The organism is Paludibacterium paludis (genome assembly GCF_018802605.1).
Classification (GTDB): domain Bacteria; phylum Pseudomonadota; class Gammaproteobacteria; order Burkholderiales; family Chromobacteriaceae; genus Paludibacterium; species Paludibacterium paludis.
The window spans coordinates 759,274-785,237 of the sequence record NZ_CP069161.1; the positions used below are offsets into that span (position 1 = coordinate 759,274).

Annotated in this window: 25 protein-coding genes and 1 riboswitch; of the genes, 20 read left to right on the forward strand and 5 right to left on the reverse strand. The window is 61.5% G+C overall.

Features of this window, described 5'->3' with window-relative positions; genetic code table 11:
- Window positions 1-8 precede the first annotated feature (8 nt).
- Genes JNO50_RS03360 through JNO50_RS03420 form a run of 13 tightly spaced genes read left to right on the forward strand, consistent with a single transcriptional unit; the run spans window position 9 to window position 13,944 of the window.
- Window positions 9-602, forward strand: coding sequence for an NADH-quinone oxidoreductase subunit C (locus tag JNO50_RS03360; RefSeq protein ID WP_189533325.1), 594 nt, complete (start codon window positions 9-11; stop codon window positions 600-602).
- The gene (locus tag JNO50_RS03365) at window positions 595-1,848 is read left to right on the forward strand and encodes an NADH-quinone oxidoreductase subunit D (protein ID WP_189533323.1); all 1,254 of its coding nucleotides are present in this window, start codon (window positions 595-597) and stop codon (window positions 1,846-1,848) included. Before JNO50_RS03360 ends, JNO50_RS03365 begins: the two co-directional genes overlap by 8 nt.
- Window positions 1,848-2,321: an NADH-quinone oxidoreductase subunit NuoE gene (nuoE, locus tag JNO50_RS03370; protein WP_189533321.1), complete on the forward strand. Its 474-nt coding sequence runs from the start codon at window positions 1,848-1,850 to the stop codon at window positions 2,319-2,321. Before JNO50_RS03365 ends, nuoE begins: the two co-directional genes overlap by 1 nt.
- On the forward strand, window positions 2,321-3,616 hold the full coding sequence (nuoF, locus tag JNO50_RS03375; protein ID WP_189533319.1) for an NADH-quinone oxidoreductase subunit NuoF: 1,296 nt from the start codon (window positions 2,321-2,323) through the stop codon (window positions 3,614-3,616). The genes nuoE and nuoF overlap by 1 nt, the downstream gene beginning before the upstream one ends.
- 39 nt (window positions 3,617-3,655) lie before the next feature.
- Complete coding sequence (gene nuoG / locus JNO50_RS03380; protein WP_189533317.1) at window positions 3,656-6,010, forward strand: NADH-quinone oxidoreductase subunit NuoG; 2,355 nt, start codon at window positions 3,656-3,658, stop codon at window positions 6,008-6,010.
- A gap of 2 nt (window positions 6,011-6,012) precedes the next feature.
- Window positions 6,013-7,059 carry an NADH-quinone oxidoreductase subunit NuoH gene (gene nuoH, locus JNO50_RS03385; protein WP_189533315.1) on the forward strand — a complete coding sequence of 349 codons (1,047 nt, stop codon included), beginning with the start codon at window positions 6,013-6,015 and terminating at the stop codon, window positions 7,057-7,059.
- Window positions 7,060-7,087: 28 nt separating this feature from the next.
- A complete protein-coding gene (gene nuoI / locus JNO50_RS03390) occupies window positions 7,088-7,567 on the forward strand; it encodes an NADH-quinone oxidoreductase subunit NuoI (RefSeq protein WP_215796554.1) in 480 nt (159 codons plus the stop codon).
- Between the two features lie 9 nt (window positions 7,568-7,576).
- A complete protein-coding gene (locus JNO50_RS03395; RefSeq protein WP_189533311.1) occupies window positions 7,577-8,224 on the forward strand; it encodes an NADH-quinone oxidoreductase subunit J in 648 nt (215 codons plus the stop codon).
- A 28-nt stretch (window positions 8,225-8,252) separates the two neighbouring features.
- The gene (gene nuoK, locus JNO50_RS03400; protein WP_189533308.1) at window positions 8,253-8,558 is read left to right on the forward strand and encodes an NADH-quinone oxidoreductase subunit NuoK; all 306 of its coding nucleotides are present in this window, start codon (window positions 8,253-8,255) and stop codon (window positions 8,556-8,558) included.
- A 36-nt stretch (window positions 8,559-8,594) separates the two neighbouring features.
- Window positions 8,595-10,628 (forward strand): NADH-quinone oxidoreductase subunit L, encoded by a 2,034-nt coding sequence (gene nuoL, locus JNO50_RS03405; RefSeq protein ID WP_189533306.1) that lies wholly within the window; start codon window positions 8,595-8,597, stop codon window positions 10,626-10,628.
- 43 nt (window positions 10,629-10,671) lie between these two features.
- The gene (locus JNO50_RS03410) at window positions 10,672-12,162 is read left to right on the forward strand and encodes an NADH-quinone oxidoreductase subunit M (protein ID WP_189533304.1); all 1,491 of its coding nucleotides are present in this window, start codon (window positions 10,672-10,674) and stop codon (window positions 12,160-12,162) included.
- Between the two features lie 20 nt (window positions 12,163-12,182).
- Window positions 12,183-13,637 (forward strand): NADH-quinone oxidoreductase subunit NuoN, encoded by a 1,455-nt coding sequence (gene nuoN, locus JNO50_RS03415; RefSeq protein ID WP_189533302.1) that lies wholly within the window; start codon window positions 12,183-12,185, stop codon window positions 13,635-13,637.
- Between the two features lie 10 nt (window positions 13,638-13,647).
- Complete coding sequence (locus JNO50_RS03420) at window positions 13,648-13,944, forward strand: DUF2818 family protein (RefSeq protein WP_189533300.1); 297 nt, start codon at window positions 13,648-13,650, stop codon at window positions 13,942-13,944.
- A 55-nt stretch (window positions 13,945-13,999) separates the two neighbouring features.
- Here JNO50_RS03420 and JNO50_RS03425 read toward each other — a convergent pair whose 3' ends face one another.
- The 3 genes from JNO50_RS03425 to JNO50_RS03435 all read right to left on the reverse strand — a co-directional run bounded on the left by JNO50_RS03425 (window position 14,000) and on the right by JNO50_RS03435 (window position 17,030).
- On the reverse strand, window positions 14,000-15,040 hold the full coding sequence (locus tag JNO50_RS03425; protein ID WP_189533298.1) for a DUF418 domain-containing protein: 1,041 nt from the start codon (window positions 15,038-15,040) through the stop codon (window positions 14,000-14,002).
- Between the two features lie 233 nt (window positions 15,041-15,273).
- Window positions 15,274-16,140: a lipid A biosynthesis lauroyl acyltransferase gene (locus tag JNO50_RS03430; RefSeq protein WP_189533296.1), complete on the reverse strand. Its 867-nt coding sequence runs from the start codon at window positions 16,138-16,140 to the stop codon at window positions 15,274-15,276.
- Window positions 16,137-17,030 (reverse strand): lysophospholipid acyltransferase family protein, encoded by an 894-nt coding sequence (locus JNO50_RS03435; RefSeq protein ID WP_189533294.1) that lies wholly within the window; start codon window positions 17,028-17,030, stop codon window positions 16,137-16,139. Before JNO50_RS03435 ends, JNO50_RS03430 begins: the two co-directional genes overlap by 4 nt.
- 72 nt (window positions 17,031-17,102) lie before the next feature.
- Between JNO50_RS03435 and metK the strand changes: the two genes are divergently transcribed.
- The 4 genes from metK to JNO50_RS03455 all read left to right on the forward strand — a co-directional run bounded on the left by metK (window position 17,103) and on the right by JNO50_RS03455 (window position 21,429).
- The gene (metK, locus tag JNO50_RS03440) at window positions 17,103-18,272 is read left to right on the forward strand and encodes a methionine adenosyltransferase (RefSeq protein ID WP_189533292.1); all 1,170 of its coding nucleotides are present in this window, start codon (window positions 17,103-17,105) and stop codon (window positions 18,270-18,272) included.
- Window positions 18,273-18,424: 152 nt separating this feature from the next.
- Window positions 18,425-18,484: riboswitch (S-adenosyl-L-homocysteine riboswitch) on the forward strand.
- A 63-nt stretch (window positions 18,485-18,547) separates the two neighbouring features.
- Window positions 18,548-19,948, forward strand: a complete 1,401-nt coding sequence (ahcY, locus tag JNO50_RS03445) for an adenosylhomocysteinase (protein WP_189533290.1) — start codon at window positions 18,548-18,550, stop codon at window positions 19,946-19,948.
- Between the two features lie 76 nt (window positions 19,949-20,024).
- Window positions 20,025-20,861: a methylenetetrahydrofolate reductase [NAD(P)H] gene (gene metF / locus JNO50_RS03450; protein WP_189533288.1), complete on the forward strand. Its 837-nt coding sequence runs from the start codon at window positions 20,025-20,027 to the stop codon at window positions 20,859-20,861.
- A gap of 22 nt (window positions 20,862-20,883) precedes the next feature.
- Window positions 20,884-21,429 carry a TIGR00645 family protein gene (locus JNO50_RS03455; protein ID WP_189533286.1) on the forward strand — a complete coding sequence of 182 codons (546 nt, stop codon included), beginning with the start codon at window positions 20,884-20,886 and terminating at the stop codon, window positions 21,427-21,429.
- Here the strand turns inward: JNO50_RS03455 and JNO50_RS03460 are convergent.
- Entirely contained in the window at window positions 21,423-21,896 is a 474-nt protein-coding gene (locus tag JNO50_RS03460) for a cupin domain-containing protein (protein ID WP_189533284.1), read from the reverse strand. The genes JNO50_RS03455 and JNO50_RS03460 overlap by 7 nt on opposite strands.
- A gap of 316 nt (window positions 21,897-22,212) precedes the next feature.
- Here JNO50_RS03460 and JNO50_RS03465 point away from each other — a divergent pair, with 316 nt between their 5' ends.
- Window positions 22,213-23,028: a hypothetical protein gene (locus tag JNO50_RS03465; protein WP_189533282.1), complete on the forward strand. Its 816-nt coding sequence runs from the start codon at window positions 22,213-22,215 to the stop codon at window positions 23,026-23,028.
- A 6-nt stretch (window positions 23,029-23,034) separates the two neighbouring features.
- Here JNO50_RS03465 and JNO50_RS03470 read toward each other — a convergent pair whose 3' ends face one another.
- On the reverse strand, window positions 23,035-23,526 hold the full coding sequence (locus JNO50_RS03470) for an Lrp/AsnC family transcriptional regulator (protein WP_189533280.1): 492 nt from the start codon (window positions 23,524-23,526) through the stop codon (window positions 23,035-23,037).
- A 199-nt stretch (window positions 23,527-23,725) separates the two neighbouring features.
- On the opposite strand from JNO50_RS03470, the gene hppD reads away from it, so the two are divergent.
- Window positions 23,726-24,805 (forward strand): 4-hydroxyphenylpyruvate dioxygenase, encoded by a 1,080-nt coding sequence (gene hppD, locus JNO50_RS03475; RefSeq protein ID WP_189533278.1) that lies wholly within the window; start codon window positions 23,726-23,728, stop codon window positions 24,803-24,805.
- 16 nt (window positions 24,806-24,821) lie between these two features.
- On the forward strand, window positions 24,822-25,964 hold the full coding sequence (locus JNO50_RS03480) for a homogentisate 1,2-dioxygenase (RefSeq protein WP_189533276.1): 1,143 nt from the start codon (window positions 24,822-24,824) through the stop codon (window positions 25,962-25,964).

Below are 25,964 nucleotides of genomic sequence, written 5' to 3' on the forward strand. Positions count from 1 at the left end.
AGAAACTTATGGCCTCCAAACTGGAAGCGCTGAAGTCGGCTGTCGAAAGGGTGCTGGGCGAGAAGCTCGTTCAAAGCACGCTTGCGCTCGACGAACTCACCATTGTCTGCAAGGCAGGGGATTATTCCGAGGTGGCGCGCCAACTGCGCGATCACGCCGACCTGTCCTTCGAGCAGTGTATCGATCTGTGCGGAATGGATTACAGCACGTACGGGGATGTTCCCTGTGACGGCCCCCGTTTCGCCGTCGTGCTCCATCTGCTTTCCCTGCGCCACAACTGGCGCCTGCGTCTTCGGGTTTACGTGCCCGACGACGATTTTCCCGTTATCGCTTCGGCGACCCCGGTCTGGAATGCCGTCAACTGGTTCGAACGCGAAGCCTTCGATCTGTTCGGCATCGTGTTCGAAGGACATCCGGATCTGCGCCGCATCCTGACCGACTACGGTTTCGTCGGCCATCCGTTCCGCAAGGACTTCCCGCTGTCCGGCCACGTCGAAATGCGTTACGACCCGACCCAGCAGCGCGTGATCTACCAGCCCGTGACCATCGAGCCGCGCGAGATCACCCCGCGCATCATTCGCGAGGAGCAATACGGTGGCTGAGATCCGCAACTACACCCTGAACTTCGGTCCGCAACACCCGGCCGCGCACGGCGTGCTGCGCTTGGTTCTCGAACTGGACGGCGAAGTGATCCAGCGCGCCGACCCGCACATCGGGCTTTTGCACCGCGGCACCGAAAAACTGGCCGAATCCAAGACCTATATCCAGTCGCTGCCCTATATGGATCGCCTGGATTACGTGTCGATGATGTGCAACGAGCACGCCTACTGCCTGGCCATCGAAAAGCTGACCGGCGTCGACGTTCCGCTGCGCGCCCAGTACATCCGCGTGATGTTCTCCGAGGTGACCCGCATCCTCAACCATCTGTTGTGGATCGGCGCGCACGCCCTCGACATCGGCGCGATGACCGTGTTCCTCTACGCGTTCCGCGAACGCGAGGACCTGATGGACTGCTACGAGGCGGTGTCCGGCGCGCGCATGCACGCGGCGTACTTCCGTCCGGGCGGCGTGTACCGCGACCTGCCCGATTCGATGCCGCAGTACACGGCCTCGAAGATCAAGAACGCCCGTGAGCTCGCGCGGCTGAACGAGACCCGCCAGGGTTCGCTGCTCGACTTCCTCGAGGACTTCACCCGCCGTTTCCCGGCGATCGTCGACGAATACGAAACCCTGCTGACCGATAACCGCATCTGGAAGCAGCGTACCGTGGGCATCGGCGTGGTCAGCCCCGAGCGCGCGATGAACCTCGGCTTCACCGGCCCGATGCTGCGTGGCTCCGGGATCGCCTGGGACCTGCGCAAGAAGCAGCCCTACGACGTCTATGCGGATCTGGATTTCGATATCCCCGTCGGCGTGAACGGCGACTGCTACGACCGCTACCTTGTGCGCATCGAGGAGTTCCGTCAGTCCAACCGCATCATCGCGCAGTGTGTCGACTGGCTGAAGAAAAACCCGGGACCGGTCATCAGCGACAACCACAAGGTCGCTCCTCCGTCGCGTGACGCGATGAAGAGCAACATGGAAGAGCTGATCCACCATTTCAAGCTGTTCACCGAGGGCATGCACGTGCCCGAGGGCGAGGCCTATGCCGGTATCGAGCACCCGAAGGGCGAGTTCGGCATTTACCTGGTCTCCGACGGCGCCAACAAGCCGTATCGTCTGAAAATCCGCGCGCCGGGCTACGCCCACCTCGCGGCGCTCGACGAAATGGCGCGTGGCCACATGATCGCCGACGTGGTGGCGATCATCGGCACGCAGGATATCGTGTTTGGGGAGATTGACCGCTGATGTTGTCCGCAGAATCCCTTGCCAAGATCGACCGCGAGGTCGCCAAATACCCGGCCGACCAGAAACGCTCCGCCGTGATGGCCTCCTTGCGCATCGCCCAGGTGGAAAAAGGCTGGCTGGCGACCGAAACCATCGAATATGTCGCCGACTATCTGGGCATACCTCCGGTGGCCGCCTACGAAGTGGCGACCTTCTACAACATGTACGACCTGCGTCCGGTGGGCAAGTACAAGCTGACCGTCTGCACCAATCTGCCCTGTGCGCTCAACGGCGGCGTGAACTCCGCCGAGTATCTGAAGCAGAAACTCGGCATCGGCTTTGGCGAAACCACCGCCGACGGCAAGTTCACCCTGGTCGAGGGTGAGTGCATGGGCGCCTGCGGCGACGCGCCGGTGCTTCTCGTCAACAACCATTCGATGTGCAGCTTCATGACCCCCGAAGCCATCGATAAGAAACTGGCGGAGTTGGAATAATGGCTATCTTCGTCAATGGCGTGATTTTCGAGAATGTCGACACCTCCGCGCCGGACTGCTGGCGGCTCGAGGCCTACCAGGCCCGCGGCGGCTATGAAGCCCTCAAGCGCATCCTGCAGTCGGGCATGGCCCAGGAAGACGTGATCGCCGAGGTGAAAAACTCCGGCTTGCGTGGCCGCGGCGGCGCGGGTTTCCCGACCGGGCTCAAGTGGAGCTTCATGCCGCGCAGTTTTCCCGGCGACAAATACGTGGTGTGCAACACCGACGAAGGCGAACCGGGCACCTTCAAGGATCGCGATATCCTGCGTTTCAACCCGCATGCGCTGATCGAGGGCATGATCATCGCCGGTTACGCGATGGGCACGCGCGCGGGCTATAACTACATCCATGGCGAGATCTTCGCCGAGTACGAGCGTTTCGAAGCGGCGCTCGACGAGGCGCGCCAGGCCGGCCTGCTCGGGGAAAACATTCTCGGCACCGGTTTCAGTTTCGACCTGTTCGCCGCGCACGGCTATGGCGCCTACATCTGCGGCGAGGAAACGGCGCTGCTCGAATCCCTCGAAGGCAAGAAGGGCCAGCCGCGCTTCAAGCCGCCGTTCCCGGCGAGCTTCGGCCTGTACGGCAAGCCGACCACCATCAACAATACCGAATCCTTCGCCTCCGTGCCGTTCATCATCCGCGACGGAGCCCAGAAGTTCCTCGAAGCGGGCAAGCCGAACAACGGCGGCACCAAGCTGTTCTCGGTGTCCGGTCACGTGAACCGTCCCGGCAACTACGAGATTCCGTTGGGCACGCCGTTCTCCGCGCTGCTCGAAATGGCCGGCGGCATGAAGGACGGCAAGAAGCTCAAGGCGGTGATCCCGGGCGGCTCCTCCGCGCCGATCCTGCCCGCCCAGATCATGATGGACTGCACCATGGACTACGACAGCATCAGCAAGGCCGGTTCCATGCTGGGCTCGGGCGCCGTGATCGTGATGAACGAGGACGTGTGCATGGTCAAGGCCCTCGAGCGCCTGTCCTATTTCTATCACGAGGAATCCTGCGGCCAGTGCACTCCGTGCCGCGAAGGCACCGGTTGGCTTTACCGCATCATTCACCGCATCGAGAACGGCGAAGGCCGTCCCGACGACCTGGAGCTGCTGGCCTCGGTCGGCAACAACATGGCGGGCCGCACCATCTGCGCCCTGGCCGATGCCGCGGTGTTCCCGGTACGCAGCTTCACCAAGCACTTCCGCCACGAGTTCGAGTACCACATCGAACACAAGACGTGCATGGTTGACCATAAATGGTGTTGACCGGTTGTCCGGTCATCTTACTTCGGGTAGCAAGACGCTATGCTTGAAATCGAAATCGACGGCAAGAAACTGACGGTTCCCCAGGGAAGCACCGTCATGGAAGCGGCCCACTCGGTGGGTACCCACATTCCGCACTTCTGCTATCACAAGAAACTGTCCATCGCCGCCAATTGCCGCATGTGCCTGGTGGAAGTGGAAAAAGCGCCCAAGCCGCTGCCGGCCTGTGCCACGCCGGTCACCGACGGCATGAAGGTGCATACGCACTCCGAACTGGCCAAGAAAGCCCAGCAGGGTGTCATGGAGTTCCTGCTGATCAACCACCCGCTGGATTGCCCGATCTGCGACCAGGGTGGCGAATGCCAGTTGCAGGACATCGCCGTCGGGTACGGCGGATCCAGCTCGCGTTATCAGGAAGAGAAGCGCGTGGTGGTGGGCAAGGACATGGGGCCGCTCGTGTCCGCAGAGGAAATGAGCCGCTGCATCCATTGCACGCGTTGCGTGCGCTTCACCGAGGAAATTGGCGGCTATCAGGAAATCGGCATGGCCAACCGCGGCGAGTTCTCGGAAATCCTGCCGTTCCTCGGCAAGACCGTGGACTCGGAAATCTCCGGCAACGTGATCGACCTGTGCCCGGTCGGCGCGCTGACCTCCAAGCCGTTCCGCTACAGCACCCGCGCCTGGGAGCTGTCGCGCCGCAAATCGGTGAGCCCGCACGACGGCCTCGGTTCCAACCTGATCGTCCAGGTCAAGCAGAACCAGGTGATGCGCGTGCTTCCGCTGGAAAACGAGTCGGTCAACGAGTGCTGGATCTCCGACCGCGACCGTTTCTCCTACGAAGGCCTGAACAGCGCCAAGCGCCTGAAGGCGCCGATGATCAAGTTCGACGGCAAGTGGCACGAGACCGACTGGCAGACCGCGCTCGATTACGTGGTCAAGGGTCTCAAGGGCTCGTCCGGCGACCGCCCGGCAAGCGAGATCGGCGTGTTGGTCAGCCCCCATTCGACCAGCGAGGAACTGTACCTCGCGCAGAAGCTGGCGCGCGGTTTCGGCATCGACAACATCGACTACCGGCTGCGCCGCAGCGATTTTTCGGCCGACGCGGCCAAGACCGGCGCCGAATGGCTCGGCTCGTCCATTGTCGAGCTGGCCGCCGCCAAATCGGTCCTCGTGGTCGGCAGCACCCAGCGCAAGGAGCATCCGCTCCTGGCCTCGCGCCTGCGCCAGTCCGTCAAGAAGGGCACCGAGCTGAACGTGGTGCATGTGGCGGCGGACGACCTGCTGACTCGTGTCCACGCGCAACTGATCGTCGCGCCGCAAGCGCTGGCGAACGCGCTCGCCCAGGTGCTCAAGGCCGTGGTGGCGCTCAAGTCCGGCGAAACCGTCATCGATCTGGCCGGCGTGACCGTCACGGGCGACGCCGAACGCATCGCGGCGAGTCTCGCCAATGCGGAATCCGCCTCGATCGTGCTGGGCAATGTCGCGCAGCATCACCCCGCTTTCGCTTCGTTGCTGGCGATCGCCCAGGAGATTGCCCGACTGACCGGCGCACGCTTTGGCGTGTTGTCCGAAGCCGGCAATTCGGTCGGCGCCGAGTTGGCCGGTGTGCTGCCCGCGCGGGGAGCCTTCGGTTCGACCGTCAAGGCCGGTCTTGACGCCGGGGCGATGATCGCTGCGCCGCGCAAGGCCTACGTGCTGCTGAATACCGATGTGGAATTCGACAGCTATGACCCGCAGGCCGCCGTGGCCGCGATGAAGTCGGCCGAAACGGTCATCGCGATGACTGCGTTTGTCTCCGAAGGTCTCTCCGACTACGCCGACGTGCTGCTGCCCATCGCGCCGTTTACGGAAACGGCAGGTTCCTTCGTCAACATGGAAGGCCGTCTGCAGACCTTCAACGGTGTGGTACGCCCGCTGGGCGAAGCCCGTCCGGCCTGGAAGGTGCTGCGCGTGCTGGGCAACATGCTTGGTGTCGAAGGCTTCGATTACACTTCGGTGGAAGAAGTGCGCGACGAATGGCTCGCCGGCCGCGATGTCGCGACCGGTCTGTCCAATGTCCTGTCCGCCGTGAAGGCCGAGGTAACGGCCGGTGCCGGTCTGACCCGGATCGGCGAGGTGCCGCTCTACCAGTCCGACGCCATCGTGCGCAACGCGGCGTCGCTGCAGGCGACGCGCGATGCGGCGTCTCCGGATGCCAGCGCGGCGCCGTCGGTGCTGGCCGCCGCCGGTGTGGCGAGCGGCGACGAAGTCGTCGTGCGTCAGGGCTCTGGCGAGATCAAGGTTCGTCTCTTCTCCGACGATTCGCTGCCTGACGGGGCGTTGCGCCTCGCCACGGCCCACGCGGTCACGGCAAGGCTTGGCGGTATGTTCGACCCGATCGAGATCAAACAGGGGTAATCATGGCGTTCTTGCAAGGCATTCTCGGGGCGGACGCGGCCTATGTCGTCTGGACCCTGCTCAAAATCATCGCCATCGTGGCGCCGATGATGATCGCGGTGGCCTATCTGACCTATGCGGAACGCAAGGTGATCGGCTACATGCAGGTGCGCATCGGACCCAACCGCGTGGGCCCGCTGGGCCTGCTGCAGCCGCTGGCCGACGGCATCAAGCTCCTGATGAAGGAGATCATCCTGCCGACCCAGTCGAGCAAGGGGCTGTTCCTGCTCGCGCCGGTGCTGTCGATCATGCCGGCGCTGGCCGCCTGGGCGGTGGTGCCGTTCACCGACCATCTGGTGCTGGCCAACGTCAACGCGTCGCTGCTGTACATCATGGCGATCAGTTCGATGGGGGTGTACGGCATCATCCTCGCCGGCTGGGCGTCCAACTCCAAGTACTCGTTCCTTGGCGCGCTGCGTTCCGCGGCCCAGATCGTTTCCTACGAACTGGCCATGGGCTTCGCTCTGGTTGGCGTGCTGATGGTGTCGGGCAGCCTCAACCTGGTGGAAATCGTTCGCCAGCAGGGCACGGGCGCCGCCGGCGGATCGATCCTGTCGTGGAACTGGCTGCCGCTCTTTCCGCTGTTCGTGGTCTACCTCATTTCGGGCGTGGCGGAAACCAACCGCGCACCGTTCGACGTGGCCGAAGGCGAGTCGGAGATCGTGGCCGGTTTCCACGTGGAATATTCGGGCATGGCTTTTGCGATCTTCTTCCTTGCCGAATACGCGAACATGATCCTGATTTCGGCCATGACCTCGATCCTGTTCCTGGGCGGCTGGCTGTCCCCGTTCCCGGAGAGCTTCGGCGTCCTGGGGGCCGCCGGCTTTGGCTGGATGGCGCTCAAAATGGCGATGGTGCTGTTCTGCTTCCTGTGGTTCCGCGCGACGTTCCCGCGTTACCGCTATGACCAGATCATGCGCTTGGGCTGGAAAGTGTTCATTCCTGTGACACTGGTCTGGATTGTCGTGCTGGGGGCATGGATGATGAGCCCGCTGTCGCTCTGGAAGTGATTCGGCGAAAGAGAAGAGCATGGAAACTATTCGCAATTTTTTCAAGACGTTCCTGCTGGTGGAACTGGTCAAGGGCCTGATGCTGACCGGGCGGCACTTCTTCGCCCGCAAGATCACCGTGCAGTTCCCCGAGGAAAAGACGCCGCTGTCGCCGCGTTTCCGAGGCCTGCACGCCCAGCGCCGCTACGCCAACGGCGAAGAGCGCTGCATCGCCTGTAAGCTGTGCGAAGCGGTGTGCCCGGCCATGGCCATCACCATCGAATCGGAACAGCGCGAGGACGGCACCCGCCGCACCAGCCGCTACGATATCGATCTGACCAAGTGCATCTTCTGCGGCTTCTGCGAAGAGGCCTGCCCGGTCGATGCGATCGTGGAGACCCACATTTTCGAATACCACGGCGAAAAACGTGGCGATCTGTACTACACCAAGCCGATGCTGCTCGCGGTGGGTGACAAGTACGAATCGGAAATCGCGGCGCGCAAGGCCGCGGATGCCAAGTACCGCTAAGGGGGGGACATGAACTTTACCAGTATTGTTTTCTACGTTCTGTCGGCCATACTGATCGTCTCCTCGTTCAAGGTGATCACGGCGAAGAACCCGGTCCACGCCGCCCTCTATCTGGTGCTGGCCTTTGTCACCAGCGCGGGGCACTGGATGCTTCTCGAAGCGGAGTTCCTCGCCATCGCCCTCGTGCTGGTCTACGTCGGCGCGGTGATGGTGCTGTTCCTGTTCGTGCTGATGATGCTCGATATCAATATCGAGAAAATGCGCGAAGGTTTCTGGCGGCATTTCCCGCTTGCCGGTGTCATCGCTCTCGTGATGGTCGCCGAAATGACCCTGGTGCTGATGCGTCCCGGCACGCAACTGGCCGCCTACCAGGCGCGCGAGCCGCTCGCCGCGGACTTCAGCAATATCCGTGAACTGGGTCTGCTGCTTTATACCCGCTACCTCTACCCGTTCGAACTGGCTTCCGTGGTTCTGCTGGTCGCCATCGTGGCCGCGATCGCGCTGACGATGCGCAAGCGCAAGGACAGCAAGTACCTGAACCCGGGCGAACAGGCCGCCGTGCGCCGCGAAGACCGCGTGCGCATTGTGAAGATGGATGCCGAAAAACCTGCCGCAGCCGGTGACGACGCCGCGGTTTCCGATCAACCTCAGGCCTGACGGCCAACAATCAAGACAAGGGGGAAACGTGCTTACGCTGACTCACTTCCTGGTGCTGGCCGCGATTCTGTTTGCCATCAGTGTGCTGGGGATTTTCCTGAACCGGAAGAACGTGATCGTTCTTCTGATGGCGATCGAGCTGATGCTGCTCGCGGTGAACTTCAATTTCGTCGCGTTCTCGCATTACCTGTCGGATACGGCAGGTCAGATCTTCGTATTCTTCATCCTGACGGTCGCGGCCGCGGAGTCCGCAATCGGCCTCGCCATTCTGGTGGTGCTGTTCCGCAATCTGCGATCGATCAATGTTGAAGATTTGGGCAGCCTCAAAGGCTAAGGCAAACCGGTTACCAAACTATAAAGCACGACAAGCATGGATATGAAGAGCTTATACCTGCTGATCGCCCTGGCCCCTCTGGCCGGCGCCATCATTGCGGGTCTGTTTGGATGGGCGATCGGCCGTCGCGCCGCTCACGTCGTCACCATTGCCGGTGTCGCCGTGTCGGCTGCCCTGTCGCTCAAGGTCCTCATGGGGTTCCTGTCGGGAACCGCCGAGGTGTTCAATGGCCCGGTCTACACTTGGCTGACCGTCGCGGGGCAGACCTACTCGGTCGGCTTCCTGGTCGATTCGCTGACGGCGATGATGCTGGTGGTGGTGACCTCGGTGTCGCTGATGGTGCATATCTACACCATCGGCTACATGCATGAGGATCCGGGCTACCAGCGATTTTTCAGCTATATCTCGCTGTTCACCTTCTCGATGCTGATGCTGGTGATGAGCAACAACTTCATCCAGCTGTTCTTCGGCTGGGAAGCGGTGGGTCTCGTCTCCTACCTGCTGATCGGCTTCTGGTTCACCCGGCCGACGGCGGTGTTCGCCAACCTGAAGGCCTTCCTCGTCAACCGCGTGGGCGACTTCGGCTTCCTGCTGGGCATCGGCTTCGTGCTGGCCTACTTCGGCGGTTCGCTGAACTACACGGATGTGTTCGCCGCCGCTCCCGCCCTGGCCGACAAGACCATCGAGATCCTGCCGGGCCAGCCCTGGTCGCTGATGTCGGTGACCTGCATCCTGCTGTTCATCGGCGCGATGGGCAAGTCGGCGCAGTTCCCGCTGCATGTGTGGCTGCCCGATTCGATGGAAGGTCCGACCCCGATCTCCGCGCTGATCCACGCCGCCACCATGGTGACGGCCGGTATTTTCATGGTGTCGCGCATGAGTCCGCTGTTCGAACTGTCCGACACGGCCCTGAACGTGGTGATGATCGCAGGCTCGATCACCGCGCTGTTCATGGGCTTCCTCGGCATCGTGCAGAACGACATCAAGCGCGTGGTGGCCTACTCGACGCTGTCCCAGCTCGGTTACATGACCGTGGCGCTCGGCGCGTCCGCGTACAGCGCGGCGATGTTCCACGTGATGACGCACGCGTTCTTCAAGGCGCTGCTGTTCCTTGGCGCGGGTTCGGTGATCATGGGCATGCACCACGATCAGGACATGCGCAATATGGGCGGCCTGCGCAAATACATGCCGATCACCTGGATCACCTCGCTGCTTGGCTCGCTGGCCCTGATCGGCACGCCGTTCTTCGCCGGTTTCTACTCCAAGGATTCGATCATCGAAGCGGTGCTGGCCTCGCATCTGCCAGCCTCCGGTTTCGCTTCGTTCGCCTTGCTGGCCGGCGTGTTCGTGACCGCGTTCTACTCTTTCCGCATGTACTTCCTGGTCTTCCATGGCAAGGAACGCTGGATGGAGAAGAAGCATGACGACCATGGACACGGCCATGACGAGCATGACCACCATCATGGTTTGGGTCCGAACGACAAGCCGCACGAATCGCCGTGGGTGGTGACGTTGCCGCTCGTTCTTCTGGCGATTCCGTCTGTGCTGATCGGTTTCTTCGCCATCGAGCCTCTGCTCTACGGTTCCTTCTTCAAGGGCGCGATCTTCATCGACGCCGCGCATCACCCGGTGATGCACGAACTGGGCGAAGAGTTCCACGGCGCGGTGGCGATGGGACTGCACTCGCTGACGACGCTGCCCTTGTGGCTCGCCATTTCCGGTGTCGCGCTGGCGTGGTTCTTCTATATGAAAGCGCCGCAGATTCCGGCCGCGATCAAGGCCAAGTGCGCGCCGGTGCACGCTCTCCTGGAAAACAAATACTATCTGGACGAGATCTACTTCGCGGTGTTCGCGAAAGGATCCCGCGCGCTGGGCACGCTGTTCTGGAAATTCGGCGATATCCTGCTGATCGACGGCCTCGTGGTCAACGGCGCGGCGAAGCTGGTCGGCGCTTTGTCCGGACTGGTACGCAAGCTGCAGACCGGCTTTATCTACACCTATGCAGCGACCATGGTCATTGGCGTTCTGGCGCTGGTGAGCTATTGGATTCTGCCGCTGGTGCTGCACTGAGCGGGCAGACACTGGGATTGAAATAACAACTTAGGTTTTGACTATGTTCACAAATCTCTTGAGTCTGGTGATCTGGGTGCCGATCGCGGCCGGGTTGCTGGTTCTGGCGACGGGAGGCGATAGCCGGGCGGCGCTGGCGCGCTGGGTCGCGCTGGCCGGATCGCTGGCCGGGTTCCTTTTCTCGCTGCCGTTGTACACAAGCTTCACCGAATTGCATGGCGGCATGCAGTTCGAGGAAATGCGCCCCTGGGTCGAGGCGCTGAACATCAACTACCACCTGGGCGTCGATGGCATTTCCATGCTGTTCGTCGTACTCAACAGCTTCACCACGGTGCTGGTGGTGCTGACCGGATGGCAGGTGATCGAAAAGCGCGTCGCGCAATACATGGCCGCTTTCCTGATCATGTCGGGCCTCATCAACGGCGCGTTCGCCGCGCTGGACGCGATCCTGTTCTACGTGTTCTTCGAAGCGATGCTGATTCCGATGTACCTGATCATCGGTGTGTGGGGCGGCCCGCGCCGCGTGTATGCCTCGATCAAGTTCTTCCTGTACACCCTGCTCGGTTCGCTCCTGATGCTGGTGGCCTTCATCTACCTGTCGCGTCAGACCGGCAGCTTCGAGATCGCCTCCTTCCAGAGCCTGCCGCTGGCCAAGGATGTGCAACTGATGGTCTTCATCGCGTTCTTCCTCTCCTTCGCGGTGAAGGTGCCGATGTGGCCGGTGCATACCTGGTTGCCCGACGCCCACGTCGAGGCGCCGACCGGCGGCTCGATGGTGCTGGCGGCCATCACCCTGAAGATCGGTGCCTACGGTTTTCTGCGGTTCGCGCTGCCGATCGTGCCGGATGCCTGCCGTATCCTGTCGCCCTTCATGGTCACGCTGTCGCTTGTGGCCGTGGTGTACATCGGCCTCGTGGCGCTGGTGCAGACCGACATGAAAAAACTCGTGGCCTACTCGTCGATTTCCCACATGGGTTTCGTCACCCTGGGTCTTTTCATGTTCTCCGGCAACAACCTCAATCCCTGGGCGGTCGAGGGCGCGCTGATCCAGATGGTGTCGCACGGTTTCGTGTCCGCCGCGATGTTCATGTGCATCGGCGTGATGTATGACCGGGTGCACAGCCGCAATATCGCCGACTACGGTGGCGTGGCCAACAAGATGCCGATTTTCGCTTCCTTCATGATGCTGTTCTCGATGGCCAATGCCGGCCTGCCTGCCACGTCGGGCTTTGTCGGCGAAGGCATGGTGGTGCTCGGCGCCGTTCAGGTGAACGTCTGGTACGCCGCGCTGGCCGCGACCACGCTGATCTTCGGCGCTGCTTACACCTTGTGGATGTACAAGCGCGTGCTGTTCGGCGCGGTGGGAAACAGCCATGTGGCGGAACTGAAGGATGTCAACAAGCGCGAGTTCCTGGTGCTGGCCATCCTCGCCGTGATGGTGCTGGGCATGGGTCTGTACCCGCAGGCGTTCATCAGCAAGATGCACCTGTCGGTCAATGATCTGATCGCTCACGTTGCCCAAAGCAAGCTCTGAGACCATTGAAGGAAACCATAATGAATTGGTCCGATTTGAACCTGATGCTGGCCCTGCCCGAGGTAGTGCTCCTCGCGGCGGTGCTGGCCATCCTGATGATCGATCTGTTTGTCCCGGAGGACCGCAAGTCGGTCACCTACGGCTTGTCCCTGCTCGCTCTGGCCGGCGTGGCGGTGGTCGAGCTGCACGGTTTTCCCTCTGCGGCGGCGACGACATTCAGCGGCATGTACATTTCCGATCCGCTCGCGTCGGTGGTGAAACTCGCGATGTACGCCGTGACCGCCGGCGTTCTGGTCTACGGCCGGCAGTACAATGCCGACCGCGGCATGGAGCGCGGCGATTACTACACTCTGACGCTGTTCGCACTGCTTGGCATGAACGTGATGGTGTGCGCGAGCAATTTCCTGACCCTGTACATGGGGCTTGAACTGCTGTCGCTCGCCCTTTACGCGCTGATCGCGATCCAGCGGGATTCGATGCCCGGAGTCGAAGCGTCGATGAAGTATTTCGTGCTGGGGGCGCTGGCCTCCGGTCTGCTGCTTTACGGTATCTCGATGGTGTACGGCGCCACCGGCACGCTCGATATCGCCGCCACGGCGAAAGCCATTCATGGTGGCAACGCCAATCTCACCCTGCTGATGTTCGGCCTGGTGTTCCTGGTGGCCGGTCTGTGCTTCAAGCTTGGCGCCGTGCCGTTCCACATGTGGGTTCCCGACGTGTATCACGGTGCGCCGACCTCGGTGACGATGATGATCGGCGCGGCGCCGAAACTTGCCGCCTTCGTCTTCGTGCTGCGTATCCTGGTTCAGGGGCTGGACGCCGTGGCCGACCAGTGGCAGGGCATGCTGGTGATCGTTTCCGTGTTGTCCATGCTGATCGGTAACGTGACCGCGATTGCCCAGACCAACATCAAGCGGATGCTGGCCTACTCGACGATTTCGCACATGGGCTTCATGCTGCTTGGCATCCTCGCGGCGACGCCGGAAGGCTACTCGGCGGCACTGTTTTACGCGATGGTCTACGTGTTCACTTCGATGGTCGGATTCGGCATCCTGATCGCCCTGTCGCGCAAGGGGTTCGACTGCCAGCAGCTGTCCGATCTCAAGGGCCTCAATCAGCGTAACAGCTGGCAGGCCCTGCTGATGTTGCTCGCGATGTTCTCGATGGCCGGCATTCCGCCACTGGCAGGCTTCTACGCCAAGTTCGCGGTGATCAGCGCCATCGCGCACATCGGCATGATTCCGCTGGCGGTATTCGCTGTGCTGATGTCGCTGATCGGCGCCTTCTACTACCTGCGTGTGGTGAAAGTGATGTATTTCGACAATGCGGACGACAGCCAACCGCTGTCCATTCGTGTGGACATGAAGCTTCTCCTGTCGCTCAATGCCATCGCCTTGCTGGTATTCGGCGTGGTGCCGGAGCGTCTGGTCGAGCTGTGTTTCAATGCCGTCAAGCAATCCCTGGTTCTGATGTAAAGGAAATGCCGTGCAAGCCAGTGTCGCCACTCTTCTGATCGTCGCCGTGCTGGCGGCCAATCTGCCGTTCATGACCAACCGCATCGCGGGAATCAAGAAAGTGGCGCACAAGGCCTTTGGCTGGCGTTTCCTCGAATGGGGCGTGCTGTATGTCGCGGTCGGCCTGTTCGCCCGTTTTCTGGAGTCGCGCCAGATGCCGGTGCAAAGCCAGGAAGCGGCGTTCTATGTCGCGACCCTGTCGCTGTTCGCCGTCTTCGCGTTTCCGGGATTCGTGATCCGCTACTGGTGGCGCAAGCGCGGCATCTGAACGCGCCGTTCTTCTGAAAGCCCGCCTCCCGGCGGGCTTCGTCTTTGTCGGGACCTTAGCCGCACAATCGGCGCATCACGCTCTCCACCGGCCCTCGGGAAAAGTATCGCGACCAGATGTTGGCGAAGCCGATCGCCGCCGCGCAATACACTCCCGCGGCGACCAGCACCTGAGGCAGGGTCTTGCCGTAGAGCCAACCGATGTTTTCCAGGGTGCCCATGCCGATCAGCACATGGGCAAGGTAAAGCGTCAACGTCATGCGTCCCGCCGGCACCAGAAAGCGTCCGAGACGCATGACGCTTCCCCGGTTGGCGACCATCAGGCTCAGACCGATGACGGAGGTGGCGACGCCACACCCCAGCAGCAGGTACAAGGGCAGGGGCGGCATCGCCGTGACGCCGAGCATATCCGCATGGGCGGGAAAATAGTGCGAGCCCAGTTTCGAGGCGCCCCAGGCGAGCAGGGCTATCGCCATTCCCCACCCTATCATGCGTTTTTGCACCCTGGCCGAGCCGAGCGGCAGGCGTCCTAGCACAATGCCCCACAGAAGGAAGGCCAGCCACGGCACGACCGGGTGCCAGCCATTGAAGAGCAGGTTGCGGACAAATCCTTGCGGCGTCCAGAAGTCCGGGTAATCGTAGGTGCTTTTTACCCAACCTTGCTCATAGTCGAACATGGCATGCAGGCCGACGAAGAGAAGGGGCAGAAGGGCTGTCAGCGCCACGAGCGCGGAGGATGGCAGAAACAGACAGCCTGTGCCGATCAGAAAATACACCGCGTAGTAGTGAATGATATCCGGCGGGAAAATGAGGGCGTTGGCCAGGCCGACCGCAGCCAGGAAGGCGGCGCGCCGCATCATGCGGGTATAGGCATCGGCCGGTTCGAGGCCGCGGGTTCCCAGCACCAGCCCGACTCCGGCCAGAACGATGAAAATCGAAGCGGCGCGGCCTTCGAGCGAACCGAACAGCAGATTCAAGCCGCGTAGCGGCCCGTCATCGGCTCCCATGGCAAGGCGGAAATTGACCAGCACCATGCCGATCAATGCCAGGCAACGGGCGAGATCCAGACCGTGCAATCGTTCGTTTGCGGTATTCATGATACGCTCCCGTGAAATGAAGACAGGGTGTCCGGCAATGGCGCGCGTCCGAGATCGTCGTCGGGCGCATATCGGGCGGATGGCTCCGGGAGGGGAGATCATCCCCGCCGGAGCGGTCTGCGGGATGGCGGGATCGCAATCGGGCACGGCGGCGATTGTACGAAGGGGAAACTTAAGAAAACCTTTGCGTGCCAGCCCCCTGTCAGGGGGCATGGCGAGGTATTGACAGGGTGTCAGTAAAAGCGCGGCTGACCGGCGGGACGGGTCTTGAAACGCTTGTGCAGCCAGAAATACTGATCGGGGATTTCGCGAATGCGGTCTTCGAGGAAGGCATTCATGCGCCGGGTATCGGCTTGGGTATCGTCGGTCGGAAAATCTTCCCACGGAGGGTAGAACTCCAGTTCGAAGCGGTCGCCGATGCGGCGCGCGATGGCCGGCACCACGCGGGCGCGGGCGAGCTTGCTGATGCGGGACAGGCCGGGGATGGTCGCGGCGTCGGTGCCGAAGAACGGCACGAAAATCGAGTCGCGCGGCCCGAAGTCCTGATCCGGCAGATAGAGGAACGGGGTATGGTCCTTGCGCATCGCCTTGATGATCGAGCGTAATCCTTCCTGGCGCGACACGATGTAGACATTGTTGAAGCGCTGGCGACCCTGGTAGATCTGCGCGTCCAGCACATCGTTCTTTTGCTGGGAATAGACACTGACGAGCGGCAGGTACTGGTTGAGGGCGTAGCAGCACATTTCGAATCCGACAAAATGCGGGTAGAAAAGGATCACATCCTCGCCCTTTTCCCGCAGCGCGGTGACATGCTCCAGACCCTTGATGTCGACAAGCCGGCGCAGCCGCTCGGGGGAACTCCACCAGGCGACCCCGTATTCCAGCGCCAGCCGGATCATGTAGCGGAAGTTGGCGCGGATGAGGCGCTTGCGTTCGGCGCGCGTCATCTGCGGGAAACACAGTCTCAGGTTAATCAGACCGACACGGCGGCGCTCACGGGCGAGCCAGTAGGCGAGGGTGCCGAGCAGCCAGGCGATCGCGCCGATCGCGCGCATCGGCAACAGGCGCAAGAGCCACAAAACAGCAAAGACGAATTTCATCGGGACACTTCCGGTTGGGCCGGCGCATCGACGCCGGCCGGGCATTTGTAGCGGTTATAGCTCCACAGGTATTGGGCCGGGAACTCGCGGATCAGGCGCTCCACCTCTCTGTTGAGCACAGCGGCGTCGGCTTCCCGATCACCGGAGAAAGACGCCGCCATCGGGCGGATATGGACGGCGAACCCCTGCCCGCGCGGCAGCCGTTCACCGACGAACATCAGGACATCGACCTTGTCCACTTGCGCCAGACGCGGCACCAGGGTCATGGTGTAGGCGGGGCGCCCGAAGAACGGGGCCCACACGCCTTCGCCGTTGCCTGGCACCTGATCCGGAAGAATAATGGTCGCTTCACCCGATTTGAGGGCTTTCATCAGTGTTCTCACCCCGGCCCCTGTCGCCGGAGCGGTTTTTCCGTTGCCGCGCGCGCGGCCCGCGTTCATCACCGGTTCGAGCCAGGCGAGCTTCGGCGGCCGGTACATGGCGGTCAGGCCGAACGGCAGCCGGTGACTGATGTAGCGGCCCGCGATGTCATAACTGCCAAGATGAGGGGTGACGAAGACGATGCCGTGCCCGCGGGCGAGCGAGGCCTCGACATGCTCCCAGCCTTCGCAGCGTTTGACCAGACGGGCGATGGCTTCCGGCGACCTGCACCAGGCAATGGCCAGCTCCACCGCGCCCTTGCCGGTTTCGCCGGCCGCCTGTTTGACGAGTCCGGGTAAAACCTGATAGGTTTGGCAGATTTTACTTGCCTTCAAATTATCATTGAGCCTGGCGCGGTAACCGCGCGAGGCGCGATAAGTGAGATGGCCCAGCAGGGCGCCCAGCGACTGCAGAACGGGTAGGGGCAGCCGCGCCAGGAGCGTCAGGAGCCAACGGACCAGGGTTGCCATGGTGAATCCACTGTGTCAAAGCGGTCTATTCTACCACTACTGTTTTAGGGTTGATCCGGGAACGAAATCAAAATGAGCGAATATCTGTTTACTTCCGAATCGGTATCCGAAGGCCATCCTGACAAGGTGGCGGACCAGATTTCCGATGCCATCCTCGATGCCATCCTGAGCGAAGACAGGCACGGCCGCGTGGCGGCCGAAACGCTGGTGAACACCGGGCTTGTGGTGCTGGCCGGCGAGATCACCACCACGGCCAACGTCGATTACATCAAGGTGGCGCGCGAAACCATCAAGCGCATCGGTTACGACAATTCCGAACTGGGCTTCGATTACCACGGCTGCGCCGTGATGATGTGCTATGACCGCCAGTCTCCCGACATCGCCCAGGGCGTCAACGAAGGTGAAGGCGTGGATCTGGACCAGGGCGCCGGAGACCAGGGGCTGATGTTCGGCTATGCCTGCGACGAGACGCCGACCCTGATGCCGTTCCCGATCTATTATGCCCATCGCCTGATGCAGCGTCAGTCCGACTTGCGCAAGGATGGTCGCCTGCCTTGGCTGCGTCCGGATGCCAAGAGCCAGATCACCTGCGTGTACGACAGCGAGACGGGTCTGCCCAAGCGTATCGATACCGTGGTCCTGTCCACCCAGCACAACCCGGAAATCGATCACAACACGCTGACCGAGGCCGTCATCGAGGACATCATCAAGCCGGTGCTGCCACCGGACATGCTGACCGCCGAGACGCGCTTTCTGATCAATCCGACCGGCCGCTTTGTCATCGGCGGACCGATGGGCGATTGCGGCCTGACCGGCCGCAAGATCATTGTCGATACCTATGGCGGCGCCGCGCCGCACGGTGGCGGGGCGTTCTCCGGAAAGGATCCGTCCAAGGTGGACCGCTCGGCGGCCTATGCCGGACGCTACGTCGCGAAAAACATCGTGGCGGCCGGTCTCGCCCGCCAGTGCCAGATCCAGATCTCCTACGCTATCGGTATTTCGCAGCCGACCTCGATCGCCGTCGACACCTTCGGCACCAATGCGATTCCGAACGAGAAGATCGTCGAATTGGTCAAGCGTCACTTCGATCTGCGTCCGAAAGGCATCATCCAGATGCTCGATCTCTTGCGCCCGATCTACAGCAAGAGCGCGGCATACGGCCATTTCGGCCGCGAAGAGCCGGAGTTCAGCTGGGAGCGCACCGACAAGGCCGCCGCGTTGCGCGCCGACGCCGGCCTCTGATTGTTCGTTGTCTCCGACCCCGCCCGGTATGGTTCGCCCTGCCGGGTTTTTTCTTGCCGGTACGGCATTAGCTTATGTCATAACTGTCGTGGATTGCCCGAGAAATTGCTTTATACTCATGGCAGTTCCGGCGTCCCTTTCAGCGGACGTCTCCCGGGAAGCGCTGCAAGACATGATGTCCCAGGCCCGGTATCGAACGGCGCTTGCCTGACAACCCCGCCGGAGGCGGGCTGCGGGTAAGCGCACCCCTTCCGGCTTCGTGCAAGGATTTGACGATGGCTGATTTTTCCGATTTCAAGGTGGCCGATATTGCGCTTGCGGACTGGGGCCGCAAGGAACTGAATATCGCCGAGACCGAAATGCCCGGCCTGATGGCGCTGCGTGAAGAGTATGCCGCGAGCCGGCCCCTTGCCGGCGCCCGCATCGCCGGCTCCCTGCACATGACCATTCAGACCGCGGTGCTGATCGAAACGCTGGTGGCGTTGGGCGCCGAAGTGCGCTGGGCATCGTGCAATATTTTCTCGACACAGGATCATGCCGCCGCCGCCATCGCCGCCGCCGGCATTCCCGTGTTCGCGCACAAAGGCGAGAGCCTCGACGAATACTGGGAATTCAGTCACCGGATTTTCGACTGGCCGGCCGATTCCGCCGCCAATATGATTCTCGATGATGGCGGCGATGCCACCTTGCTGCTAATGCTCGGTTCCCGCGCGGAACAGGACCGCAGCGTGATCGCCAAGCCCGGCAACGAGGAGGAAGTCGCGCTGTTCGCCGCGATCGCCCGTTACCTCGACAAGGATCCGGCCTGGTATTCGACGCGTCTCGCCAACATCCGCGGCGTGACCGAAGAGACCACCACCGGCGTGCATCGTCTCTACCAGCTGGAAAAGGACGGCCGCCTGCCGTTCCCCGCCTTCAACGTCAACGACTCGGTGACCAAATCGAAATTCGACAATCTTTACGGTTGCCGTGAATCGCTGGTGGACGGCATCAAGCGGGCCACCGATGTGATGATCGCCGGCAAGGTCGCCGTGGTCGCCGGTTACGGCGATGTGGGCAAGGGCTGCGCGCAGAGCCTGCGCGGGTTGGGCGCGACGGTCTGGGTGACCGAGATCGACCCGATCTGCGCGCTGCAGGCGGCCATGGAAGGCTACCGCGTGGTGACCATGGACTGGGCCGCCGACAAGGCCGACATCTTTGTATCGGCCACCGGCAATGTCAATGTGATCGGCCATGAACACATGAAAGCGATGCGCAATCAGGCTATCGTCTGCAATATCGGCCACTTCGATTCGGAGATCGATGTGGCGAGCCTGCGCCAGTATCGCTGGGAGCAGATCAAGCCGCAGGTCGACCATATTGTATTCCCTGACGGCAAGCGCATCATCCTGCTCGCCGAAGGACGTCTGGTGAACCTTGGCTGCGCCACGGGCCATCCGAGCTTTGTGATGTCCAACTCCTTCACCAACCAGGTGCTGGCGCAGATCGAGCTGTTCACGCGTGGCGATGCGTATGGCAAAAAAGTGTACGTCTTGCCCAAGCATCTGGACGAGAAGGTGGCACGGCTTCACCTGACGCGCATCGGTGCCGAGCTGACGGTGCTGAACGATGCCCAGTCGGCCTACATCGGCGTGCCCAAGGAAGGACCGTACAAACCGGATCATTACCGTTACTGACAAAACGGTGCCGCTCCGCGCTTATGCCGCGGAGCGGCAAGCATAACAATACGCAAAGGCGGATCCAGAGGACATCATGACAGCGGCAAAACGGACCTTCAGTTTCGAATTCTTTCCTCCCCGTACACCGCAAGGCGTGGAAAAACTGCGCACCACCCGGCGCCAGCTTGCGCAACTGGGGCCGGAGTTTTTCTCGGTGACATTCGGGGCGGGCGGTACCACCCGGGACGGCACGCTTGCCACCGTGCTGGAAATCCGCTCTGAAGGGCAGGCGGCCGCCCCGCATCTGTCCTGCATCGGCTCGACCCGCGACGGGGTGAGCGCCATTCTCGACGAGTACCGCGAAAACGGCATCCGCCATCTGGTCGCGCTGCGCGGCGATATTCCGTCCGGGATGGTGGAAATCGGTGATTTCCGTTACGCCAACGAGCTGGTGTCCTTTATCAGGGAAAATTACGGCGACCAGTTTCATATCGAAGTCGCCGCCTATCCGGAATTTCATCCGCAAGCGCGTTCCGCCGAAGAGGATATGGATAATTTCGTTCGCAAGGTGAAGGCCGGAGCGAACTCAGCCATGACCCAGTATTTTTTCAATGCGGACTCGTATTTTCGTTTCGTCGACGAAATCCAGTCGCGCGGGGTCGCGATTCCCGTCGTTCCGGGGATCATGCCAATCTCCAATTTCGGTCAGCTGTGCCGCTTTTCCGATATGTGCGGCGCCGAGGTTCCGCGATGGCTGCGCCTGAGGATGCAGGCCTATCTCGACGACACCGCATCGATACGGACGCTGGGCCTGGACGTGGTGACGGAACTTTGCGACCGGCTGCTGGCCCAAGGGGCTCCCGGACTTCATTTTTATACATTGAACCAAGCGGGCCTGGTCTCCACCATCTGGCAGCGCCTGGGACTGTAACCCAAGGAAACCCTGTTCTTTCATGAGCGCAACGACCTCGACTTCGCCGGCGCATCCGTCGGCCTCCTCCCGGTTGGGGCGGTTGATTTTTCTCAGCCGCTGGCTGCAACTGCCGATTTACCTTGGCCTGATCGTGGTGCAGGGGGTGTATGCCTGGAAATTCCTGGCGTCGCTCTTCCATTTGCTGACCAGTCTGACCGATCTGTCGGAAACCGACATCATGCTGTCGGTGCTGGGTTTGATCGACGTGGTGATGATCGCCAATCTGCTGCTGATGGTCACCGTTGGCGGTTATGAAACCTTCGTGTCGCGGTTGCGCATCGATGACCATCCGGACCAGCCCGAATGGCTGGACCATGTCAACGCCTCGGTGCTCAAGGTCAAGCTGTCGATGGCCATCATCAGCATTTCCTCGATCCATTTGCTGCAGACCTTCATCAATGCGGCGCGCATGGAGGAAAAAACCATCATGTGGCAGCTTTTCCTGCATCTGGCCTTTCTCGTTTCGGCGGCCGCGATCGCCTTCACCGACAAACTTCTGTACTCCACCGTTCACAAGAATCACTGAGCGACGCCCGCGGAGGGTTCGGGCTGACCACCCGATACACTCCGCGGCAGGCTCAGCGGCATGCCTGGCCTCCCCGCGTAAAACACCAGCAACTCGACCGGCTCGTTCCCCGCGATGCCGCGGTGCGTCGCGCCGGCGAGTTCTCCGAAGGCCTGTCCACGGGTGACGGTTTTTTGTTCCCCGGTCGCCTGCTTTTGCAGGTGCAGGGTGCCGGAGAGCACAACCGCCGCGTTCGGCATCGGATGCGCGTGCCATGCCAGCGCGGCGTGCGGTGCAATGGTGATGCGCAGAACCGACAATTCGGGCTTGCCAGCCGGGTAATGCCCGTATTCGGCACCATCCCAGGAGGCGCCCGTATTGAGCAGGGTCTCGCTCTGAACGGGGGACGTGTCGTCGGCCTGCACGGCGCATGGCGCAAGGCAGAGTGCGACGACATGCGCCGTGGCAAGAAAACGGGTCGTCGGCATGATTGGCCCTCCTTCAGGGGACGCAGTCAGGTAAGACTGAAAACGGCATCATTCAGTATATGGATGCCGGCCACCGCTTAAGTCAAGCCCGGGCGGACATCCACGCGGCCGATGGACGGTTTTTGAAAGTGGGCGCGAAGGAGGGAACCGTACACTACGGGCTGTCTACGATTCGCAAATAAAGGTTGTTCCGAAGATGGCAATGTGCTCCCCTTCCTCTTACACTTCACGGCTCTTGGCAGGGCGGTCTTTCATTCCCTCATGGCTGAGCCGCTTTGCCTCGTCGGTAAGGCGAGCGGCGGCATCGTCGCATTTCATGTCCTCGTCGCCCGACGATGCGGCTCCGCTCGCCAATGGCGGCCCGTGCGATGGATTGTCCCGCCAGCTTGTCTCTACCCAAGGCCAAGGGTCCAAGCTTTTTGGCTGGGAGGAGGCTCCATCCAGTGCGTCGTCGGTGCTTCGCCGTCTCCAGGCCGGCAGTCGTGGCGTAGCGATGGACCGCAGAGCCGCCGATCTGATGTGCGAAGGGCTCGCCGGCATGGCGAATAAGGAGGTGCGGGACTATCAGGCCTCGATCGGCGCACTGCGGTACAAGGATCTCGGCAGCCTGAATGACACATTTTGTAAACCGACCAAGATGTTCCGCTGTTTTTTTCTCTCCGCGCTCGAGTGGGGAGCCCGTTCCAGTAACCTTGCTGCTCCGGATCAATGTCTGAAAACCTATCGGCAAATGGTGCAGCAGCTAAAACAAACCAGTATCCAAAAGTTCGAGGACATGCGGCCCTCCCGGCTTCAACGCATGCGCGGCTGGTTTTCTTCGGGGCAGGCCCGCTGCATTCGGGAGCGAAACGCGCGGATCGATCGGGAGATCGAGTCGATACGCCAACTGGCGAGCCAATTGTCGGTTGGCGAGAACGATGGTGTGGCGTTGGTGGCATTCTGGCAGGAGGCACAGCAAACCCTGACCAGCGGCAAATCGGTCGATGAGCAGTTCAAAGAGATCGCGCGGAAAGCTCAGAAGCTTTGCGCCGGCGCCTCGGACGAGTTCAGGGACGAGATCGACGGTATTATCCGGGAGGCTCTGTCGCGGGTGCCGGGATTCGAAACGTTATCCCGGGATCTCCGCGCCTGACCGTACTCAGCCGCTGCTTTGCCGCAGATGATCGAGCGGCAGGGCGGTGGTTCGTTTGAACTCCTTGAGCACGAAGCTGGATTTGATGTCTTCGATACCCGGGTGCTGAAGCAGTTCGTTCATCACAAAGCGCGAAAAGTGCTCCATATCCTCGAAGTAAACCTGTAAGAGATAGTCCATTTCCCCTGTCATCGCGTAACAGTTGATGACTTCCGGCCAGCGTTGCACCGCTTCCAGAAAACTTTCCGCATGCGTGTTGCCGCGCTTCTCCAGGACGACGCGGACGAAAGCCTGCAAACCCAGTCCGATGCGTGACGGATCGAGCAGGGCGACGTAACGGCGGATCACGCCCGAGTCCTCGAGCTGCTTTAAGCGCCGCAGACAGGGAGAGGGGGAGAGGGCGACTTTCTCGGCGAGTTCGACATTGCTCAACCGCCCGTTTTGCTGCAGCTCGGCGAGAATTCGCAAGTCTGTCTTGTCCAGCGTTAATGTTGGCATGTTTTGTCGTAAATCAAGAAACGTTTGAAATATTGTTCCCAGTTTTACGCGATGGGTGCCATGAACGCAAGAAAATTGCGGCCGTCTTTCCTTAGAATAAAAAGCCTAAAATCCCCTTGGCATGGCTCTGGCGCGAATGCGCCGTGGGGCTGGCACGGGATGACATAACGAGAGCGACAAGAGAAAGAGGAGAACCATCATGAAAATGGAAGCCATGCCGGCCAACCCGCTGGCCACCGACGGTTTCGAGTTCGTCGAATACACGGCGCCCGATGCGGCGGGTATCGCCAGACTGCGCGCACTGTTCCTTTCGCTGGGATTCGTGGAGGTGGCGCGTCATCGCAGCAAGGATGTCGGCCTGTTCCGGCAAGGGGACATCAATTTCATCCTGAACGGCGAGGCGCGCGCCCCGTTCAGCGAGTTCGCGAGCGAACACGGGCCGTCCGCTTGCGCCATGGCCTGGCGCGTCGCCGATGCCACCAGGGCCTACGATTATGCGATCGCGCATGGCGCGAAGCCTTATCCGCATCCGGTCGGCTTCATGGAGCTGAACATTCCCGCGGTGGAAGGCATCGGTGGCTCGGCCCTGTATTTTGTCGACAAGCGCAATGGTCTTAGCATCTACGATGTGGATTTCGTTCCGGTCGACGGCGCGGATCAGCACCCGGCCGGTGTCGGTCTGAAAGAGATCGATCACCTGACCCACAATGTGCGCCGCGGCAATATGGCCACCTGGGGCGGCTTCTATGAAAACATCGGGAATTTCCGGGAAATCCGTTACTTCGATATCGAAGGCAAACTCACCGGCCTTGTGTCGCGCGCGATGACCAGCCCGTGTGGCAAGATCCGCATTCCGATCAACGAATCCTCCGACGACAAGAGCCAGATCGAGGAATTCCTGCGCGAATACAACGGCGAAGGCATCCAGCATATCGCGCTGTCGACCGACGATATCTTCCACACGGTGGAAACACTACGTGCGGCGGGTGTGCGTTTTCTTGACACCCCTGACAGCTATTACGATCGCACCGACGCCCGCGTACCGGGGCATGGCGAGGATCTGGAGCGCTTGCGCCGCAACCGCATCCTCATCGATGGCGCGCCGGTGGAGGGCACGGGCATCCTCCTGCAGATCTTCACCGAAACGGTGATCGGGCCGATTTTCTTTGAAATCATTCAGCGCAAGGGCAACGAGGGATTCGGCGAGGGCAACTTCAAGGCGCTGTTCGAGTCCATCGAAGAGGATCAGATCAAGCGCGGCGTGCTCAAGGCCGACTGATAGCGAGGGACGCATCATGCGCAAATGGATAGCCTATCCGCACAAGGAAGGAACCGTGTCCCGACAGGCCCACGCGGATCTGCCGGCGAACGCCGTTTACGAGCGGGAGGTCGGCCGCAGCGGATTTTTCGGGCCGGCCGCCCATTTGCATCACAAGCACCCTCCCACAGGTTGGTCCGGGTGGGAGGGACCATTGCGGCCGCGCGCCTACGATCTGAACGAGCTGCCGCAAGAGGGCGGCTGCCCGTGGGACGCTGCGCCGGTGCTGTCGAATGCGCACTGCAAGATGCGCATCTGGCGCACCGGATGTGCCATGGATCATCTGGTGCGCAACGCCGACGGCGACGATCTGCTGTTCGTGCACGCAGGCAGCGGTGAACTGTTCTGCGATTACGGGCGTCTGAGCTACCGGGACGGCGACTACCTGCTGATCCCGCGCTCGACGATGTGGCGCCTCGAGCCCGACACCGCGACCACCTTGCTGATGATCGAGGCGACGGGCGGCGCCTACCAGTTGCCCGAGCGGGGCATCGTCGGCCCTCATGCGGTGTTCGACGAGGCGATGCTGGAGGTGCCCGCCATCGACGAGGCGTTTCTCGCCCAGCAGACCGAGACGCCATGGCGCGTCGTGATCAAGCGGCGCGGAGCGCTCTCGACGGTGACCTATCCTTTCAGTCCGCTAGATGCCATCGGCTGGCACGGCAATTTGTCGGTATGCCGGCTCAACTGGCGCGATATTCGCCCGCTGATGAGCCACCGCTACCATTTGCCGCCGTCCGCGCACAGCACCTTTGTCGCCGAGCGTTTCGTGGTATGCACCTTCGTTCCCCGGCCGATCGAATCGGATCCGGGAGCGCTCAAGGTTCCGTTCTATCACAATAATGATGACTACGATGAGGTGATCTTCTATCACGCAGGAGATTTCTTTAGCCGTGACAACATTCGCCCCGGCATGCTGACCTTCCATCCGAGCGGGTTTACCCACGGACCGCACCCCAAGGCCTTCGCCGCCGGTCAGGCTCATGCCAGGACCTTCACCGACGAGGTGGCGGTGATGGTCGATACCCGGGATGCCGTCGATCCGGACAGTGCATTGGCTGCCGTCGAATGGCCGGGGTATGTGGACAGCTGGAAATCCGTGACTCCCTCTTCTGAATAA

Coding starts and splice junctions, on each gene's coding strand:
- JNO50_RS03360 (WP_189533325.1), top strand. CDS start 9: ATGGCCTCCAAACTGGAAGCGCTGAAGTCGGCTGTCGAAAGGGTGCTG.
- nuoE (WP_189533321.1), top strand. CDS start 1,848: ATGTTGTCCGCAGAATCCCTTGCCAAGATCGACCGCGAGGTCGCCAAA.
- nuoF (WP_189533319.1), top strand. CDS start 2,321: ATGGCTATCTTCGTCAATGGCGTGATTTTCGAGAATGTCGACACCTCC.
- nuoG (WP_189533317.1), top strand. CDS start 3,656: ATGCTTGAAATCGAAATCGACGGCAAGAAACTGACGGTTCCCCAGGGA.
- nuoH (WP_189533315.1), top strand. CDS start 6,013: ATGGCGTTCTTGCAAGGCATTCTCGGGGCGGACGCGGCCTATGTCGTC.
- JNO50_RS03395 (WP_189533311.1), top strand. CDS start 7,577: ATGAACTTTACCAGTATTGTTTTCTACGTTCTGTCGGCCATACTGATC.
- nuoL (WP_189533306.1), top strand. CDS start 8,595: ATGGATATGAAGAGCTTATACCTGCTGATCGCCCTGGCCCCTCTGGCC.
- JNO50_RS03410 (WP_189533304.1), top strand. CDS start 10,672: ATGTTCACAAATCTCTTGAGTCTGGTGATCTGGGTGCCGATCGCGGCC.
- nuoN (WP_189533302.1), top strand. CDS start 12,183: ATGAATTGGTCCGATTTGAACCTGATGCTGGCCCTGCCCGAGGTAGTG.
- JNO50_RS03425 (WP_189533298.1), bottom strand. CDS start 15,040: ATGAATACCGCAAACGAACGATTGCACGGTCTGGATCTCGCCCGTTGC.
- JNO50_RS03430 (WP_189533296.1), bottom strand. CDS start 16,140: ATGAAATTCGTCTTTGCTGTTTTGTGGCTCTTGCGCCTGTTGCCGATG.
- JNO50_RS03435 (WP_189533294.1), bottom strand. CDS start 17,030: ATGGCAACCCTGGTCCGTTGGCTCCTGACGCTCCTGGCGCGGCTGCCC.
- metK (WP_189533292.1), top strand. CDS start 17,103: ATGAGCGAATATCTGTTTACTTCCGAATCGGTATCCGAAGGCCATCCT.
- ahcY (WP_189533290.1), top strand. CDS start 18,548: ATGGCTGATTTTTCCGATTTCAAGGTGGCCGATATTGCGCTTGCGGAC.
- metF (WP_189533288.1), top strand. CDS start 20,025: ATGACAGCGGCAAAACGGACCTTCAGTTTCGAATTCTTTCCTCCCCGT.
- JNO50_RS03455 (WP_189533286.1), top strand. CDS start 20,884: ATGAGCGCAACGACCTCGACTTCGCCGGCGCATCCGTCGGCCTCCTCC.
- JNO50_RS03460 (WP_189533284.1), bottom strand. CDS start 21,896: ATGCCGACGACCCGTTTTCTTGCCACGGCGCATGTCGTCGCACTCTGC.
- JNO50_RS03465 (WP_189533282.1), top strand. CDS start 22,213: ATGTCCTCGTCGCCCGACGATGCGGCTCCGCTCGCCAATGGCGGCCCG.
- JNO50_RS03470 (WP_189533280.1), bottom strand. CDS start 23,526: ATGCCAACATTAACGCTGGACAAGACAGACTTGCGAATTCTCGCCGAG.
- hppD (WP_189533278.1), top strand. CDS start 23,726: ATGAAAATGGAAGCCATGCCGGCCAACCCGCTGGCCACCGACGGTTTC.
- JNO50_RS03480 (WP_189533276.1), top strand. CDS start 24,822: ATGCGCAAATGGATAGCCTATCCGCACAAGGAAGGAACCGTGTCCCGA.